This window comes from Sedimentibacter sp. zth1 (assembly GCF_017352195.1).
In the GTDB taxonomy this organism is placed as follows: domain Bacteria; phylum Bacillota; class Clostridia; order Tissierellales; family Sedimentibacteraceae; genus UBA1535.
In genome coordinates, this window is record NZ_CP071445.1 from 927,619 (window position 1) to 945,848 (window position 18,230).

Below are 18,230 nucleotides of genomic sequence, written 5' to 3' on the forward strand. Positions count from 1 at the left end.
GGATTATATCATCTTGCATTCATATATACAAGTGATGCTTTTTGTTATTCTTTCCTTTGTTATTTGAGTTACCTGGGGTACTGTCATTGCTTGTATTTGACTTAAACTCTTCCATTAATTTAAATCCATTTTCATTGTACTCAGCTACTAATTTAGGGTCATATTCTGCTACTTCTCTTGATACTAATCTTCCTAGTCCATCATATTTATATGATGAATAGGTACCATTGTCATTTAGTGTTCCTGTTAGCTGATTTGCTCCATTGTATGTGTATTCAACCTTTTCTTCTGGTGATTCTGATAGTATAAAGTTCCCTGAAAGGCAATTATTGGGACAATGCTGTTGCTGAAAGTTTTTTCAGTCACTTTAAATGTGAAAGTAATGAAAAATAAAATAAGATATCCTTAAAATGCAATTAATGTTACAGAGGAATATATTGAGTACTATACAAATTTTCGTCCACAAAAGAAATTAGGTGGAATGACCCCTATTTCATATAGAAATGCTTATAATATAGTTTTAAAAAAACTATTATATTATGTGTACCTAAATTGTACACCTTTAAGCAGTCACTCCAAACCGTCCCTGATTTTTTCTGGGTATCCACCAATAAAAAAAGCGATGGCAAGTTTACCCTGCCACCGTCTATTTTTGTTACTTCGTCGTATCTACTTATTGTCTTGAATAGAAGTCATTTACTATCATATCTAATTCTACACATTGCCACTCGACATTTTCATAGTACTTTAAGAACAACTCATCAACAATATCTCCACCAACTTTTGATAGATAATTGAAACATTCAATTAATAGAGGGGTTGCTCTTATTTTTGAAAATACACTAAACAGAGAAAACTCCTTTTTAACTAGTTCAATAACTTCGTTAATAAAGTCATTATTGCTAGTATTCCCAAGACCTCTAAGAAATAAAGATACTTCATACTCATTGTTACTCAGTAAAAACTCTTTTATTTCTTCAGCCGATGCTTCTTCCATGATTATTCTCAGATACGTGCTTTCAAATAACCCTAATGCTTTTCTATCGTCATTGTAGAAATCTTCCCAGAAATGTACATATGCAATTTCACTAGGTAATATGGTGTAGTCATTAGCAGACCTAGCATTATACACCCAACTAGTACTTAGCTTTCCAGATACCACATCAAAATCCCTAGCAGAGTATGGTATTACTTGGTTCATGTCATTCAAAATTCGATATTTTATATAGTTGCCTGACATAGAATCAGAGTTGCTAAACTCTATAGCAATTACATAGTAGATTTTGTCTACTGATAAATTGGGGTTATGCTTATCAGTATTAATATATTTAACTTTCATAGACTCTCTCCTTAATTAATTGGATTAAAATTTGAATCCGTTGGTATTACATTGTGTGGAGGTTTATTTAATTTTAGCTTAGCATCAAATGGATGTATTTCTCCAGTCTTTAAATTCTTATAGTAATGATATTGACCACGACCATATGGAGTGTCATAAGAATACTTAGATGACATTTTTACCCAGTCATCTATCGAACTTCCATCACTTGTCAAAGCTTCAATTGCCTTTTTATCCCATAACTTTCCGCCATCAATTATAACATCAGAATTTGAAAGTACATCATCTGCAATAAGTGTTTGCTTATACTTCTGGAATGAGTAAATATCATCAGCAGTTTTTCCCGTCCCCTTAAACAAGCACCCTGTACTATTAATTAAGCCACCAAGCATTTCTCCACCAACATATTCCAAAGACATATCTAATGCTATTTTTGCTACTTCTCGATCACTAGGATTTATTGCACTAAGATAACTATTAGTAGCATAATTTAATCTATTTTTCCAAACAATGGATATTGCTTTTACATGTGCTTTAGTCTTAACAAACCAGTTGTTACTATTCATTTCATTTCTTACTTTTCAGTATTTATTTTTCCGGGGGTGTATAATACTTTTCTACCCCTTTTGTGCCGTCATACTGTGATATGCGTACAAGAAATTTCATTAACTTTTCAGGCGGGGCTAACGTGGGTAACCTATACAGTAATTGTGGTATTGCTTTTGCTAGGCACTGGGTGTGGTAATCCCACCTTTAATTATTGCTCCATAATTTTCAGTCCTATTCTTTCTGCATGACCATTAATGCTATCACATAATACCTGCTTATAAACCGAAAGACTGTAAGGAATTTCCCTATGCCCATCTGGATAAACATTCTCTGCATAAATAATAAAATTATCAGCATCCATCTTTTTTATTATATAATAATTTGCTTCAAACTCACCATTTCTAATATGAAATGAATTTATAAAGTTAAAGATATCCTCATATAATTCTTGAGAAGATATTTCATCGTTTAAAAACCGTTCCATTACATTAATCATAGAATCCTCCTATTTTATTGGAAATGCGCTTAGCATACCACCATCATCTGATAAAATAATTTTAATCATTTCTTCGCCTTTAGTACCGACTTGCTTACCTGCCTTGATTATAATTTCATAGGACTGCCTACCTTGACTAGTAAGTCCATTATCAAGTACATCCACTATACTTCCATTCTCCATCGCATCTCTCAATATGGCTTCTGCGGCTTCTTTTGAATCTCCAAGGAATTTCGCACCATTTCCACCTGTTGTAGATAAATGCTTTGGCTTTACATAAGTACTTTTTAAATCGAACTTATTAAATACTTTAGTTCCATCTTGTACGAGTTTACTAATCCCCTTAAACAAGTACCCTGTACTATTAATTAAGCCACCAAGCATTTCTCCACCAACATATCCCAAAGACATATCTAATGCTATTTCTGCTACTTCTCGATCACTAGGATTTATTGCACTAAGATAACTATTATTAGCATTATTAAATCTAATTTTCCAAACAATGGATATTGCTTTTGCATGTGCTTTAGTCTTAACAAACCAGTTGTTACTATTCATTTCATTTCTTACTTTTTCAATCTCTTCATCTACATAAATTTCAGTAACATATTCTGGATTCAATTGTTCAATAACAGTAGCTCCACTGTCTTTTCTAGTTTTATAATTATCCAAGTCATCCAAGTTAAGAAAATCTGATTCATTAGGTTCAGTTTCATATATTTTCTCATTCCACTCTAAATCAATACTTCCTGCTGATATTTTTATAGCCTCTTGATTTGATTTTGCTAACTCTGCTGCTGTTACTGTTACATCATATTTTTCTACTCCATTACCGAATATTTCTTTTGTATCATAATCATTTTTATAAATTTCAGTAATTTTTACAGTTCGTTCATATGTATATATTATTCTACTACCATTGTCATCTTTAATTGCTTTATTCCAATCACCATATTTAGTATTTGTATCGGCAAGATAATATGTCTTTGGTCGTAATTTTCTCATCAACTCAGCATTTTGATGTGCTATGTTTTGCTTTTCTGTATACTTTCCTGTCTCTAAGAATTCATCTTCATCCTCAAACCATATGTCACTCATTTCCTTAAGTTTATCATCTAGCTCATCTCTAGACATATTTTTTATTTGGTCTTCTGTATATTCAGCTAAGTGTCCTGTAGGGTCTACATAGTTTACTGGGTTATTTAATGCGTATGCATATTGGTTTAATGATTGTGGATTTGATATATTACCTCTATAGGTATCTTCTGTCATAAATCTTCCTACATTTGGATTATACCATCTTGCATTCATATATACAAGTGATGCTTTATCATCATATAGATGTCCTGTATAACCTCTTAAGTTATATGGTGATGTTATGCCTGTTTGTATGTTTCCAAATACATCATATCTATAGTCTTCTATCTTGTCTCCATGTCTATCTCTTAAGGCTGTTGTTGATGATAAGCCATCAAATTCATAGTACATTAGCGCGCCATTTGTATTTATTGTTTCTTCTTTTGATGGTGATATTCTTCCTTTTAGTCCAAACATCTTTTGTGCTACTACTTCTCCATTTGCATAGTAGTATTCATTCATTGGCGAACCTTTTTCTGAATATACTTTATGCTGAACATTTGATGTACCTATATAGTCATATCTTTCTATTTCTACGTCTAATTTAGGTAATTCTGGTCCTTCTTGTCCTGGTTGTCCTTCTAATTTTTTGTATACTCCATATGCTTTTGCATTTTCATTGTCTATTAGACCTTTTGGTATTTCTTTTTGTTTGTCATTTTTGTTATTCTTTCCTTTGTTATTTGAGTTGCCTGGAGCACTGTCATTGCTTGTATTTGACTTAAATTCTTCCATTAATTTAAGTCCATTTTCATTGTACTCAGCTACTAATTTAGGGTCATATTCTGCTACTTCTCTTGATACTAATCTTCCTATTCCATCATATTTATATGATGAATATGTACCATTGTCATTTAGTGTTCCTGTTAGCTGATTTGCTCCATTGTATGTGTATTCAACTTTTTCTTCTGGTGATTCTGATAGCATCAAGTTACCTGATGTATCATAACTAAAAATTTGTTGTATTCATAGTTTGATCTTTCACCTTCTTAGTTTAACTCGGATATTATGTTTTCATATAAATCATAAGTGTAGCTCCAGCTGTTTTTATACTTTGTTAATCAATAAGAATCGTCCCTATGTTCTTTCAATTAATGGTAATATTATCTATGTCTATTACTAATAACAGACTTGAGAAATATTTACATTTAAAACTAAATATACTATTAAAAATAACAGCATTCGACTTTTCGAATCTGTCGAATGCTGTACTTTAATTTACATTAGTATTTTTATCAAAAGTTGGTAAATACACAAAATTATTAACACGGTCTTATATAGCTTTATAAAGCCCTAAATCCATCAATGGGAAATTTCATAAAATTTTGGTATGTGTACTACAAGGGTTAAGTCTTATAGTAATAATAGTTTTTGTTTGTTAGGCACTGGGTTTGACCCACCACATGACTACATATAAACATAATCATTAATTGTCCCTTTGCCAACTAAACGTGATGCACTTTGAATCTTGAAATTATTTCCTATAATCAATAGTGATTTTATTGCTTCATATGCTTCATCTTCAATTGTTGGCATTTCAATACTAACATTGTATACTCTCCCTCGTTTTATTTGCTTAACAATAGAATCAACCTTAATGTCGCCAGAGAACAGTAAATCATTTCCAAAATTAATCGCTGGTCTTATAGCATATTTAGTATCTAGGTCGTTATCCAATGCAGTTTCATTTGTATCTGGTGTATCAAACAATATTTCAGCTTCAATAATCAGCATAATCCCTCCTAATATTTATGTGTAATTTCTTGAATTATATTATTAAATTCCTCCAGTTTGTCTGCTTGAATAGTAATTGTACCATTCTTAAAAATAAATCCATCAACTTGAGTAAAATCACCCACTTTATCTAACATATTAGTCGGCACTTTTACTTCTATGATAGCACTAATATCTGAATACTTTTCGGCAAACTGCAATGTTTCTTCAAAACTCATACCAAACTGTTTAGCTTGCATACCGTTAGGAATTACATTAAATGTCCCTGTTTCCATAACTTTGTAAAATTCATCAGGTCCAACAGCACGATACAAACTTGTAAGTTCATCCGTCCCCTCAACAATATTACCAACATTTTTAGGTTGTGTAACAGTTTCAACGACTGCTTTAGCTTTTTTACTGCCTTTGAATAAATTACTAATACCACCAAATAATTTCTTCGTTGCTTTACAAGCAGTATCAGCTATTTCAGATGCTACATTAACAACTTTTTTAGCTATAGGTACTAGTTTATCTATATGCTTTACAGCTCCAACTACTGGAATTATACCTAATAACCCAACTCCTAATTTAATATGTTTCTTTTGTTCCTTCTGGATATATTATACTTTTTCTATTTCCATTTGTATAGTAGGTATATTTTGTTGTTTTATCTCCAGTTTTTACACTATATAGACGTCCTACTTTGTCAAATGTTTTCTCCGTATACAATTAAATTAATATTGGCAATGTAGGATTGGTTTCGCTAGGCACTGGTTGCCCGATCAAAAGAAAAAGCGATAGCAGGAAAATCCTACTATCGCAAATCTTATAGATTAAAAACTATGTTGTTACTTGATGATATCACTTTTAAAGGAATATTGTGATATGATATTTCAGAATTAGCCCCCTCAACAATATCTTCTCTAGAGGGAAATGAAATACTAGCAATAAGTATCTCTGGTAAGCTTATAACGCTTGTGAATTTAACTGTGCATGCATTATACTCTTCATATCCTTCTTCCTCCATTTCTAATCCATTATCAGTTTCATAAAATGTTGTGATTACTGCTTTGATTATAGTTCCATCTTTCCACTCAAAAGTTAGTTCCTCCTGAGGATTCATTTTCCAATAATACGTTAAAGCAGTCATTATTCTTTCTTCAAGTTCATTTTTATACATAGTTCCTCCTACGGCATTGGTCTTGCAGGTATAATGTGAACACCCTTGTTAGAATAGTGGATAATCCCGATTGAAGTATCTATTGCTTCACCTGTCGCTTGGTCAACAAATTGACCTATCGTCCGACCAAAATCAACTCTTTCTTTATTTGATGTAATCCATTCTCCTGTACCAGCAAAATCATCAACCAATTTTTGAGCATCATCTAGAGTGCCATTTAAAATACTTCTTCCAGTAGTATAATTATTGTGACCTAAAATATGTTTTCCTTGTTTCCCTGCATGAACAGTTGTGTCAAAACCATTGACTAGTTTTCCCGTCCCCTTAGTAATATCATCAATAGAACCACTTACAATTCTTAATGTATCTCCAGAATAGTGAAGTATTGTATCTCCATGAACCAAATACTTAATACCTTTTGCCGCTTCATCTGCCCAAGGAACAATAACTGATATAAGCAAACCACCCTCTGTAAGTGTTCTATCAAGCTCACTTAATTCCTCACCAGTGAATAAATTTGTATTCGTTTTTAATTCATATACATCTAATATAGACCCCACAATAGGCGTTGCTCTAATAGTATATTGTCCAACAGGTGTGCTGAAAAATTTTTGCCAGCTCATAGCACTTCGCATGCCTCCCATTGCTTGGCTAATATATCCTTGTGGTATACCCATAGATTTCATAGATAAATATGCATATGCTTCTGTTGCCGAACCATACTGCTCTGTCAATTGTTCAATCAACTCATTTTCTATCAAATCCTGTAATTGATTTTGAGTATCTTCAGTTAAGTTATTAGAACTATTCCCAGCTGTACTTTTATCAGGTTCAGTTTCATATATTTTCTCATTCCACTCTAAATCAATACTTCCTGCTGATTTTTTTATAGCCTTTTGATTTGATTTTGCTAACTCTGCTGCTGTTACTGTTACATCATATTTTTCTACTCCAGTACCTATTCTTTCTTTTGTTTTATAATCATTTTTATAAATTTCTGTAATTGTTACAGTTCGTTCATATGTATATATTATCCTACTACCATTATCGTTTTTATTTACTTCTTTCAAATCACCATATTCAGTATTTGTATCGGCAAGATAATATGTATATGGACGTAACTCTCTCATCAACTCAGCATTTTGATGTGCTGTGTTTTGCTTTTCTGTATGCTTTCCTGTTTCTAAGAAAATATCATAATCCTCAAACCATATGTCACTCATACGTGATATTTCACTATTTACTTTTGACCTTGACATAGCTAATATCTTTGATTCTGTATATACTGCTAAGTGTCCTGTAGGGTCTACATAGTTTACTGGGTTATTTAATGCATATGCATATTGGTTTAATGATTGTGGATTTGACATATTACCTCTATAGGTATCTTCTGTCATAAATCTTCCTACATTTGGATTATACCATCTTGCATTCATATATACAAGCGATGCCTTATCATCATATAAATGTCCTGTATAGCCTCTTAAGTTGTATGGTAATGTTATACCTGTTTGTATGTTTCCAAACACATCATACCTGTAGTCTTCTATCTTGTCTCCATGTCTGTCTCTTAAAGCTGTTGTTGATGATAATCCATCAAATTCATAGTACATTAGCCCGCCATTTGTATTTATTGTTTCTTCTTTTGATGGTGATATTCTTCCTTTTAGTCCAAACATCTTTTGTGCTACTACTTCTCCATTGGCATAGTAGTATTCATTCATTGGCGAACCTTTTTCTGAGTATACTTTATGTTGAACATTTGATGTACCTATATAGTCATATCTTTCTATTTCTATATTTAATTTTGGTAATTCTGGTCCTTCTTGTCCTGGTTGTCCTCCTAATTTTTTGTATACTCCATATGCTTTTGCATTTTCATTGCCTATTAGACCTTTTGGTATTTCTTTTTGTTTGTCATTTTTGTTATTCTTTTCGTTATTATTTTTTCCGTTTTTATTTGAGTTGCCTGGAGCACTGTCATTGCTTGTATTTGACTTAAATTCTTCCATTAGTTTAAGTCCATTTTCATTGTACTCAGCTACTAATTTAGGGTCATATTCTGCTACTTCTCTTGATACTAATCTTCCTATTCCATCATATTTATATGATGAATAGGTACCATTGTTATTTAGTGTTCCTGTTAGCTGATTTGCTCCATTGTATGTGTATTCAACCTTTTCTTATGGTGATTCTGATAGTATAAAGTTCCCTGAAAGGCAATTGTTGGGACAATGCTGTTGCTGAAAGTTTTTTCAGTCACTTTAAATGTGAAAGTAATGAAAAATGAAATAAGATATTCTCAAGATGTAATTAATGTTACAGAGGAATATATTGAGTACTATACAAATTTTTGTCCACAAAAGAAATTAGGTGGAATAACCCCTATTTCATATAGAAACGCTAATAATATAGTTTTAAAAAATCTATTATATTATGTGTACCTAAATTGTACACCTTTAAGCAGTCACTCCAAACCGTCCCTATGTTTTTAGACTCTGATTTCTCCAGATGAAACAACACCGATTCCAAGGTTTCTTCTGAATAGACTTCCACAGGTTTTTCAGAACCTTTGGCATTTTTGATTCTATCTCGTTCCATTTCAACAACCTATTCTGTCATGATGCCTTGATGAATGAGAAAATCATTGAAACTCTGCAAGCTGTTCAATTTCTTGTTGATGGTGGTTGGTTCATAGTTTTCCTTGATGAGATAATTCTTGTAGCTGTTGATGGTGAATCTGTTGAGAATGCCATCAAATGATAGTTCCTTTGTTTCTAGGTATGTGAGAAATCCCATTGTGTCTCCTGTGTAGCTTTGAATGGTTTTCTCTGCTTTTCGTTGTTCTCTGAGGTGTGACTCGAATGTTTCAATGTAGTTCATTTGCATCTCCTTTCTCAACGAAAAAACCAATGACACTTTCACCATTGGTCTCTTCCCTCGCATTTGACGTTTTATCGTGTTTTCATCCCAGCTCTTTTGGAATGTCCCCACTTCCCAAACAAAACTGATTTTTACTACTTTCCGTTTGATTCTGATGCATCTCACACCCCAGTGACTGCAGAATCATCATTATGCAGTGTGCTATCATTTTACAAAAATGAAAAAAGTGATGGAACGACTTGATTTGTCATTTCCACCACTTGATTATTATTTAATGCTGCTAGTTTTTTATACTATTGTAGTTAGTTACTCATTAATATTTAGCAATTCTGCTATCTGAGTCACTTTATTTTTCACTTGTAACTCATCATAATATAGATTAGGAATCTTCAAATCTTTTTCATCATTAGAGAACCTTGCAGTCATATTACTCAAGTCACTAAAGCACTGATTTTCTTGGTCACTTAGTGTAGAATAATCTGTCTCAATATCATATTGAATAGTAAATTCATCACAAAAGATATCAATTTTGTAATTGCCTTTCGTAAATTCTCTTGTCAAATAATAGAGTTTTTCTTTATCAGTCAATATTCTACCTCCTATTTTATAGCATCAAACGGACCAATTGATTTCTGTGTGTACTTAAAATGCATTATAGTATTTGTTACTTCATCATACAAGACTTCCATGTTATATTTTTTCCCATTCTTAAACATAGTTGTATAATGCATCAACGCATCTGTTCCCTGTGGGTCTGCAAATCCTTTTGTTGATGTAATAGCATCTTTTAGTGTTTCTACTGGAATATATCTTCCTGAGTTATCCATATGTTTTGCAGTAGTAGTTGTAAAGTTAAGTCCTTCATCTATATTCTTGAAGACAGTTTCACACGTATCCTTAAACAAGCACCCTGTACTATTAATTAAGCCACCAAGCATTTCTCCACCAACATATCCCAAAGACATATCTAATGCTATTTTTGCTACTTCTCGATCACTAGGATTTATTGCACTAAGATAACCATTAGTAGCATAATTTAATCTATTTTCCCAAACAATGGATATTGCTTTTCCATATGCTTTAATCTTAACAAACCAGTTGTTACTATCCATTTCATTACTTACTTTTTCAATCTCTTCATCTACATAAATTTCAGTAACATATTCTGGATTCAATTGTTCAATAACAGTAGCTCCACTGTCTTTTCTAGTTTTCCCAGCTGTACTTTTATCAGGTTCAGTTTCATATATTTTCTCATTCCACTCTAAATCAATACTTCCTACTGATCTTTTTATAGCCTCTTGATTTCCTTGTGCCAACTCTGCTGCTGTTACCGTTTCATCATATTTTTCTACTCCAGTACCAATTCTTTCTTTTGTATCAGAATCATTTTTATAAATTTTTGTAATTGTTACAGTACGTTCATATGTATATATTATTCTACTACCATTGTCATCTTTAATTGCTTTATTCCAATCACCATATTCAGTATTTGTATCGGCAAGATAATATGTCTTTGGTCGTAACTCTCTCATCCGTTCAGCATTTTGGTGTGCTATGTTTTGCTTTTCTGTATGCTCTTCTGTTTCATCGAAAATATCTTTATCCTCAAACCATATTTTACTCATACTTTCTATTTCTTTATCTAGCTCTTCTCTAGACATATTTAGTATTTGGTCGTCTGTATATACCGCTAAGTGTCCTGTAGGGTCTACATAATTTACTGGGTTATTTAATGCGTATGCATATTGGTTTAGTGATTGTGGATTTGATATATTACCTCTATAGGTGTCTTCTGTCATAAATCTTCCTACATTTGGATTATACCATCTTGCATTCATATATACAAGGGAGGCTTTATCGTCATATAGATGTCCTGTATAGCCTCTTAAGTTATATGGTGATGTTATGCCTGTTTGTATGTTTCCAAATACGTCATATCTATAGTCTTCTATCTTGTCTCCATGTCTATCTCTTAAAGCTGTTGTTGATGATAATCCATCAAATTCATAGTACATTAGCCCGCCATTTGTATTTATTGTTTCTTCTTTTGATGGTGATATTCTTCCTTTTAGTCCAAACATCTTTTGTGCTACTACTTCTCCATTTGCATAGTAGTATTCATTCATTGGCGAACCTTTTTCAGAGTATACTTTATGTTGAACACTTGATGTGCCTATATAGTCATATCTTTCTATTTCTGTATTTAATTTTGGTAGTTCTGGTCCTTCTTGTCCTGGTTGTCCTTCTAATTTTTTGTATACTCCATATGCTTTTGCATTTTCATTGCCTATTAGACCTTTTGGTATTTCTTTTTGTTTGTCATTTTTGTTATTATTTCCATTATTATTCTTTCCGTTATTATTCTTATCTTTGTTATTTGAGTTACCTGGAGCACTGTCATTGTTTGTATTTGACTTAAACTCTTCCATTAATTTAAGTCCATTTTCATTGTACTCAGCTACTAATTTAGGATCATATTCTGCTACTTCTCTTGATACTAATCTTCCTAGTCCATCATATTTATATGATGAATATGTACCATTCTCATTTAGTGTTCCTGTTAGCTGATTTGCTCCATTGTATGTGTATTCAACCTTTTCTTCTGGTGATTCTGATAGCATCAAGTTACCTGATGTATCATAACTAAATGTTTTATTTCCTGCTTGTACTACCCTATTGGCTCTATCATAGTTATAGTTTATTGTCTGACCATCTGATGTCATGCTTAATCTATTTCCAACTCCATCGTATGTATAGTTCACTGTTTCATATACTGGTGTTAGATAGTTTGTTGTTGATAGTATTAACTCTTTAAATGTAAATTCTTCTGATGAACCAAATGATGTTGAGTCAGTATTATTATTTTTCTTTTGCTGTCCTGGTGGTATCTTATCCTTGTTTTTATCTTTATTGTTTGACTTTCCGTTATTTTTATCATCAGGCTTAGTCTTATCTTTTGGTTTATTTTTGTCATTTGGGTTATTCTTATCATTTTTTGTTTTATCGTTTGAGTTATTATTTTTATCTGTGTTTGGTATTAGGTCATCACCAGGTGTTTCTTTTTTATCATTTTGTGAATTAGAATTAACATTTGGAAATTTGTCAGTAGTTTCTTTATCATAGTTTGAATTATTATTTTTACCAATTAATTTTATGTTTGACAATGATGCAAACAACACTGGTTCTTCTGATATTATATCAAAAATACTACTTATTCCATCTATGCTTTTTTCTTTTTTATTATTTGACTTGCCATTATTTTTGTCTGGCTTGCCATTGTTTTCATTTGGCTTACTATCATTTTCATTTGATTCAGTTTTATTGTTTGATGATGGCTGTTTTATGTCTTGTGCTGCTAATAATGCTTCTATTTTTGATTTCGGATAATCAACTTGTGTTATTCTGCCTAAAGCATCATATTTGTATGATGTCTCAGCACCATCTTCTTCTATTACCTTTGTTCTATTTCCATTTACATCATACTCATAGATAAAGCCTGATTCTATTTCATCAACTCTTAGATTTATTAATTCTTCCAAATGTCCATCTTGATTGTATGTCCTTTTTTCTGTCATTCCATTTGGCAATGATTTTTCTATTTGTCTGTCTAGAGCATCATATTTGTATGTTGTTATGTTTTCATCTGGATCTGTAAATGTTAATAGTCTACCTTTGCTATCATATTCATAGTTAAATACTCTATCTTCTTCATTTATCATCTGTGTAATGTTGCCTGCAACATCATATTTAAAGATTTTTGTTTTATCTAATGTGATATTATGCTGTTTTGTTATTCTTCCTGCAACATCATATGTATATTCTTCTACTGAATCTGGTGATTCTTGCCTAATTAGTCTTCCATATGTATCGTACTCATATGATGCATATGTATCTCCATAGTTAATATATGTTGGCATTTCTTCACTGTTGTAGGTATATGTAACTTCTTTATTACCAACATGTTTTCTTACTAATTCACCAAATTTGTTGTATTCATAGTTTGATCTTTCACCTTCTGAATTTAACTCAGATATTATATTCCCATTTGCATCATAAGTGTAGCTCCAGCTGTTTTTATTTGCATCAACGATACTATTTATATTTCCTATTGAATCATAATTGTATGATGTAACATATCCTAATGCATCTTGAACCTCTATTAGATGATTATTTTCATTATAGTTATAGCTTGTTGCGGTACCAGAAGGGTCTATAACCTTTGTAATATTATTATTTGGGTCATATTCATATATTGTTTTGCTTCCACTAGGTGTTATTGATGCTATTAGTCTTGATAAAGTATCATATTCAGAAACCCATTTGTTCCCTAGCTTATCTACTGTTGTTACAACATTTAATGCATCATCGTATGTAAATGTTGTGCTTAATCCTTCTTCATCAGTTTCTTCTAAAATTCTTCCTACTTTGTCATATGTATATCTTGTCAATTCACCTAATGGTGTTGTAACTTCTGCTAATGTACCATCGTCATGGTAGCTATATTGAGTTTTATCTCCTAATATGCTTTCTACTGATACTATTCTGTTTAACTCATCGTATTTGTATGATGTACTATATCCACTTCCTGATTCTGACGATATTATATTTCCTAAAGCATCGTATTTATAGTTTTGAGTCCTTCCTGTAGAAGTAACCGCATCTGTAACTCTTCCAAGAGCATCATATGAGTATGATGTACTTATTTTACCAATTATATTTTCTTTTGTAAGATTTCCATTTTTGTCATATGAATATTCTGTAACTTTACCTAATGGATCTGTTGATGTTATAACTTGATTATTTTCATTGTATTGATAATTATATATACCTCCGTTTGGAGCTGTTACGCTTATAGTTCTTCTCAATTCATCGTATTTATATGTTGTAGCATTTCCTAATGGATCTACTATTTTTTCTAAGTTACCAAGATTATCATATGTGTATAAGGTATTAAAGCCTTTATAGTCACTTTGTGATATTAGCTGACCAACCTCGTCATAGGTAAATTGTTTTTGGTAACCCATTTTGTTTGTTACTGTTTGTACTTGTCCTAGTAAATCGTACGTAAATGTTTCAGTATTGTTTTGCCAGTCTGTCCTTTTTATTAATTGGTTTTGCAAGTCAAATGTATCTACTGTTTTTCTGTTTAGTGGATCTATTGTTGTTATTGTGCCATTTAAGTCATCGTATTTATACTTAGTAATTTTCTCTCCAGGCTCAATTACTTGCAAAATTCTATCAGATGTATCATATTCATAGCTTGTTTGTTGATTCTTTCTATTTGTGTGTTTAATAAGCTGACCTTTTATATCATATTCATATTTGTCATTTAACCCATCTGGATATGTCAGATCCTCTACTAAACCATCAATTGTATATTTATATGATGTTGTATTTCCAAGAGGGTCTACTACTGATGATATTTGATTCATTTCATCGTATGTAAATAAAGTTATATATCCCTCTGGGTCTGTTGTAGATAATATATTTCCATTTGAGTCATATTCAAAATTTGTTTTATTTCCTAATGGGTCAATTACACTAATTACCTGAGATAAAGCATCATAAGTATAGTCTGTGCTATAGCCTAGTGCATTTGTTTCTTTTATTACATTACCAACTAAATCATATGTATATTCTGCATCTACTTGTCCATTTGCATTTATTATTTCCTCTACTTGATTCATTGGTGTGTATTTATATGTAGTAATTCTTCCTAGTGCATCTGTTAACTGCTCTAGGTTTCCTTTTTTGTCATATTGGAAATTTTGCTCGTTTCCAAGAGGATCTATTATAGAAGTAACTCGACCTAATATATCATATGAATATTTAGTTTTAGCGTTATTTTCATTTTTTTGCTCTATAATATTTCCTAAATTATCATAAGTGTAACTTGAAAGTACTCCTCTTTGATTTTTTACCTTTATTATTTGTCCATATTTATCATATGTGTTTTCAATAAATGTATCTTTAGTTTTTTCAAGTATTAAGTTTCCATATTTATCGTATTCATAGATAGTTTCTACACCTTTTGCATCTATAACTGAAGCTAATTGATCAAGTATATTATATGTGTAAGTATTTTTAGCACCATTTAATTCTTGTCTTTCAATTAATCTTCCATGATCGTCATATGTAAATAATACTTGTCCACCATTAGATACTTCTATATTTATTAGCTTGTCATTTTCATTGTATGTATATGTTGTTTTATTGCTATTGGCATCTGTTACAATCATTTGATTGTCAATATCATTATAGGTTATAGTTACTGTATTGTTTAAGGCATTTGTGTACTCTATTAACCTGTTTTTTACATCATAAGTAAATGTAGTTTTATTGTCTAATGGGTCTGTTACAGAAGTAATATTACCTTTTTTATCATACTCATATGTAATTATCCCACCGTTTGACAATGTCACAGCAGTTATTTGATCTTTTTCGTTGTATCTGTATTTTGTTTCATAGCCTGCTTGGTCTTTAATATTAATTAACTGTCTGTATTCATTATATTTATAGTCTTCTCCAAAACCTAAACCATCTTCACAACGTATCATTTTACCGTCTTTGTCATAGGTATATAATGAAATTATGTTACCATTTAATGATTCTTTTATTACTCTTCCCCATATATCATATTCATAGGATACAAGTCTTTCACCTTGTTTTACTGATATAACTCTGTCAAATATATCGTATGAATAAATTAATTCTAAATCATTAAAGTCTTTTATCTTGGTTATTTTACCATATTTGTCATATTCGTATGTTTTTGTAAGACCTGTAGGAGATACCACTTCTATTAATAAGTCATCTACATATTTGTATAGTATTTCTCTATTTCTATGGTCTACTACTCTTGTAGTTCTACCTAAGTTATCAGTATATACAGTTAATGTACCTTCGTTTGTTATTATGGTATATGTATTATTTTCGTATATATAGTCTATCTGATAATTATCATTTTTAACTTGTATTACTCTTCCTTGACTGTCATATGTATAATTTGTTGTTCCACTACTATTTGCTACTGAAGTTAGCTGTCCCATTTTATCTCTTGTATATGTAACAGTTTCCCCATTTTGTGTAATAGAATCAGCTAAGCTAGTATTTGAATAGTTATATGTATTTTCATTTCCATCTACATAAGATTTTATAAGTCTACCAAATAAATCATATTCAAATTTAGACATTCTACTTATATTTGATATACTTGTTATGTTACCTAAAGTATCATATGTGTATACTTCTTCATAACCTTCTGGTGATGTTTCTTTTACAAGTCTACCTAACTTATCAAATACATAGTTTGTTTCATGACCACTATAATCTTTTTTTATTAAGTATCCATTTGCATCGTAATTATATGTTGTAGTTTTATTATCAGCGTTTGTTACAGTTTCTATTAAGCCTTTTTCATTATATGTAAATGTATTTGTTCTACCCTTTTCATCTGTTGATGTAAGCATATCTCCATTTGCATTGTATGTATATGTTTTTGTTCCTATATCTGATGTTTGGCTTAATAAAGAGTTATATGCATCATCAGCATATGTATAAGTAGTTTCTTTGCCAAATATATCTATTGTTGATAATAGATTGCCGTCTTCATCATAGCTATATGATGTTGTGCCAGCTTTTGTAGTTTCTTTTATCATGCGATTTTCTTTATACTCATATTTATATGTATCGCCTAATAAATCTACATGTTTTATTAGATTACCTTCTTCATCATATGTTAATTCCTCTACACCACCATTTGCATCTATAATGGTAGTTTTGTTTCCATCGTATGCATAGTTGTATATAGTATTGCCATTTATTGATACTGATGAAATTTTGTCATTCTCATATGTGAAGTTCTGTGTTAATCCATTTTCACTTATTTTAGTTAGCTTTCCAGATGTATATTCATAACTAGCTATCTCTCTGTCTGTTGTTTTTACTGATGTTAAATATCCATTTGCGTATGTAAAATATACTTCTAGATTATGTGGACCTGTCATTTTAGATATATATCCATTGCTACCATATGTTATTATTAATTTTTGCTGACCATTTTCTAAGGCTGTTAATCTTCCATTATTGTCATACTCATATGTTATTTGGTTGCCATATACATCTTCTCTTTTTAGTAGCTTTCCTTCTAAAACGTGTCCGTCTGTTCTCCATGGTGCTTTATAACCGTAGTAAGTTAATTTTTCACCTTTTTTTGTTGTTACTATATATTCTGTTTTACTAATTCTTTCTAAACTATCACCTGCTGCTAATTCATAATGTCCTTCGTGAAGTTTATAGTTTACTAATGGATCATCATCGTACGATGTTACGTCACCATTTTCTAAATCTTTTACAAATTTAAATGCTCTTTTTGTTCCGTTTACCCTTATTTCTCCAATATCATAGGCTGAATACATTTTTAATTCTGTGTAAAAGTTTAAGTCCCATCCCTTTCCGAATGAACCTTCTGTATCGTCAGAATTAAATCTTGCTAGTTTCAAATCATATCCAAGTGCGCCTATATTTATGTCATAATATTCTAAGTTCAATTTACCTGTAGATTGATTTACTTTAGAGTCATATCTACTTGTTTCTTGTGGACCTGTCACTAGCTCCGATGGTTTGTTGTATGCCTGTGGTGATATATTGCCATTTGGCAATTGTGGTATGTTTAACTGGGTGTCTGTTGTAGGCAAATCAACATTTGGTGTGATTTGATTTTCATTTAGCATTTCTAACATTTCAAGAGGGTCATAAACTAAGTTGCTTTGTGCGAATGCTGGTGTAACTGATTGGATCAATAATTGTAGCATAATTATTATTACTAAAATTTTCTTCTTCATAAAACCCCTCAATAAAAATATATTTTTGTGTAATTTTCCAAAACTATATCACTACAAATAAAGTTTTGGTTTATAGTCAATGTT

16 protein-coding genes are annotated in these 18,230 nt (G+C 31.2%); 2 read left to right on the forward strand and 14 right to left on the reverse strand.

What is annotated here, in order from left to right; translation table 11 throughout:
• Nucleotides 1-19 precede the first annotated feature (19 nt).
• Entirely contained in the window at nt 20-307 is a 288-nt protein-coding gene (locus tag JYG23_RS15115; RefSeq protein WP_207237953.1) for an RHS repeat domain-containing protein, read from the reverse strand.
• Between the two features lie 129 nt (nt 308-436).
• On the opposite strand from JYG23_RS15115, the gene JYG23_RS15120 reads away from it, so the two are divergent.
• The gene (locus JYG23_RS15120; protein ID WP_371818640.1) at nt 437-685 is read left to right on the forward strand and encodes a hypothetical protein; all 249 of its coding nucleotides are present in this window, start codon (nt 437-439) and stop codon (nt 683-685) included.
• Here JYG23_RS15120 and JYG23_RS04590 read toward each other — a convergent pair.
• The 9 genes from JYG23_RS04590 to JYG23_RS04630 form a co-directional block, all read right to left on the reverse strand.
• Nucleotides 674-1,339, reverse strand: a complete 666-nt coding sequence (locus JYG23_RS04590; RefSeq protein WP_207237370.1) for a hypothetical protein — start codon at nt 1,337-1,339, stop codon at nt 674-676. The genes JYG23_RS15120 and JYG23_RS04590 overlap by 12 nt on opposite strands.
• An 11-nt stretch (nt 1,340-1,350) precedes the next feature.
• Entirely contained in the window at nt 1,351-1,905 is a 555-nt protein-coding gene (locus JYG23_RS04595; RefSeq protein ID WP_207237371.1) for a hypothetical protein, read from the reverse strand.
• A 191-nt stretch (nt 1,906-2,096) separates the two neighbouring features.
• Entirely contained in the window at nt 2,097-2,384 is a 288-nt protein-coding gene (locus JYG23_RS04600) for a hypothetical protein (RefSeq protein ID WP_207237373.1), read from the reverse strand.
• Nucleotides 2,385-2,393: 9 nt separating this feature from the next.
• Complete coding sequence (locus tag JYG23_RS04605) at nt 2,394-4,448, reverse strand: RHS repeat-associated core domain-containing protein (RefSeq protein ID WP_207237374.1); 2,055 nt, start codon at nt 4,446-4,448, stop codon at nt 2,394-2,396.
• Nucleotides 4,449-4,928: 480 nt separating this feature from the next.
• Nucleotides 4,929-5,255 (reverse strand): hypothetical protein, encoded by a 327-nt coding sequence (locus tag JYG23_RS04610; protein ID WP_207237375.1) that lies wholly within the window; start codon nt 5,253-5,255, stop codon nt 4,929-4,931.
• 8 nt (nt 5,256-5,263) lie between these two features.
• Nucleotides 5,264-5,569 (reverse strand): hypothetical protein, encoded by a 306-nt coding sequence (locus JYG23_RS04615; RefSeq protein ID WP_207237376.1) that lies wholly within the window; start codon nt 5,567-5,569, stop codon nt 5,264-5,266.
• Between the two features lie 256 nt (nt 5,570-5,825).
• Nucleotides 5,826-5,966, reverse strand: a complete 141-nt coding sequence (locus JYG23_RS04620; RefSeq protein ID WP_207237377.1) for a hypothetical protein — start codon at nt 5,964-5,966, stop codon at nt 5,826-5,828.
• A 97-nt stretch (nt 5,967-6,063) separates the two neighbouring features.
• Complete coding sequence (locus JYG23_RS04625) at nt 6,064-6,417, reverse strand: hypothetical protein (RefSeq protein WP_207237378.1); 354 nt, start codon at nt 6,415-6,417, stop codon at nt 6,064-6,066.
• Between the two features lie 8 nt (nt 6,418-6,425).
• Nucleotides 6,426-8,429, reverse strand: a complete 2,004-nt coding sequence (locus JYG23_RS04630; RefSeq protein WP_207237379.1) for a polymorphic toxin type 50 domain-containing protein — start codon at nt 8,427-8,429, stop codon at nt 6,426-6,428.
• Between the two features lie 267 nt (nt 8,430-8,696).
• Here JYG23_RS04630 and JYG23_RS15125 point away from each other — a divergent pair, with 267 nt between their 5' ends.
• A complete protein-coding gene (locus tag JYG23_RS15125; protein WP_371818625.1) occupies nt 8,697-8,912 on the forward strand; it encodes an IS3 family transposase in 216 nt (71 codons plus the stop codon).
• Here the strand turns inward: JYG23_RS15125 and JYG23_RS04640 are convergent.
• The 4 genes from JYG23_RS04640 to JYG23_RS04655 all read right to left on the reverse strand — a co-directional run bounded on the left by JYG23_RS04640 (nt 8,821) and on the right by JYG23_RS04655 (nt 18,146).
• The gene (locus tag JYG23_RS04640) at nt 8,821-9,018 is read right to left on the reverse strand and encodes a hypothetical protein (protein ID WP_207237380.1); all 198 of its coding nucleotides are present in this window, start codon (nt 9,016-9,018) and stop codon (nt 8,821-8,823) included. The genes JYG23_RS15125 and JYG23_RS04640 overlap by 92 nt on opposite strands.
• Nucleotides 9,019-9,027: 9 nt before the next feature.
• Nucleotides 9,028-9,300 carry a site-specific integrase gene (locus JYG23_RS04645; protein ID WP_207237381.1) on the reverse strand — a complete coding sequence of 91 codons (273 nt, stop codon included), beginning with the start codon at nt 9,298-9,300 and terminating at the stop codon, nt 9,028-9,030.
• Between the two features lie 306 nt (nt 9,301-9,606).
• Complete coding sequence (locus tag JYG23_RS04650; RefSeq protein WP_242631634.1) at nt 9,607-9,861, reverse strand: hypothetical protein; 255 nt, start codon at nt 9,859-9,861, stop codon at nt 9,607-9,609.
• Nucleotides 9,862-9,899: 38 nt separating this feature from the next.
• Nucleotides 9,900-18,146 carry an RHS repeat-associated core domain-containing protein gene (locus JYG23_RS04655; protein WP_207237383.1) on the reverse strand — a complete coding sequence of 2,749 codons (8,247 nt, stop codon included), beginning with the start codon at nt 18,144-18,146 and terminating at the stop codon, nt 9,900-9,902.
• Between the last annotated feature and the right edge of the window lie 84 nt (nt 18,147-18,230).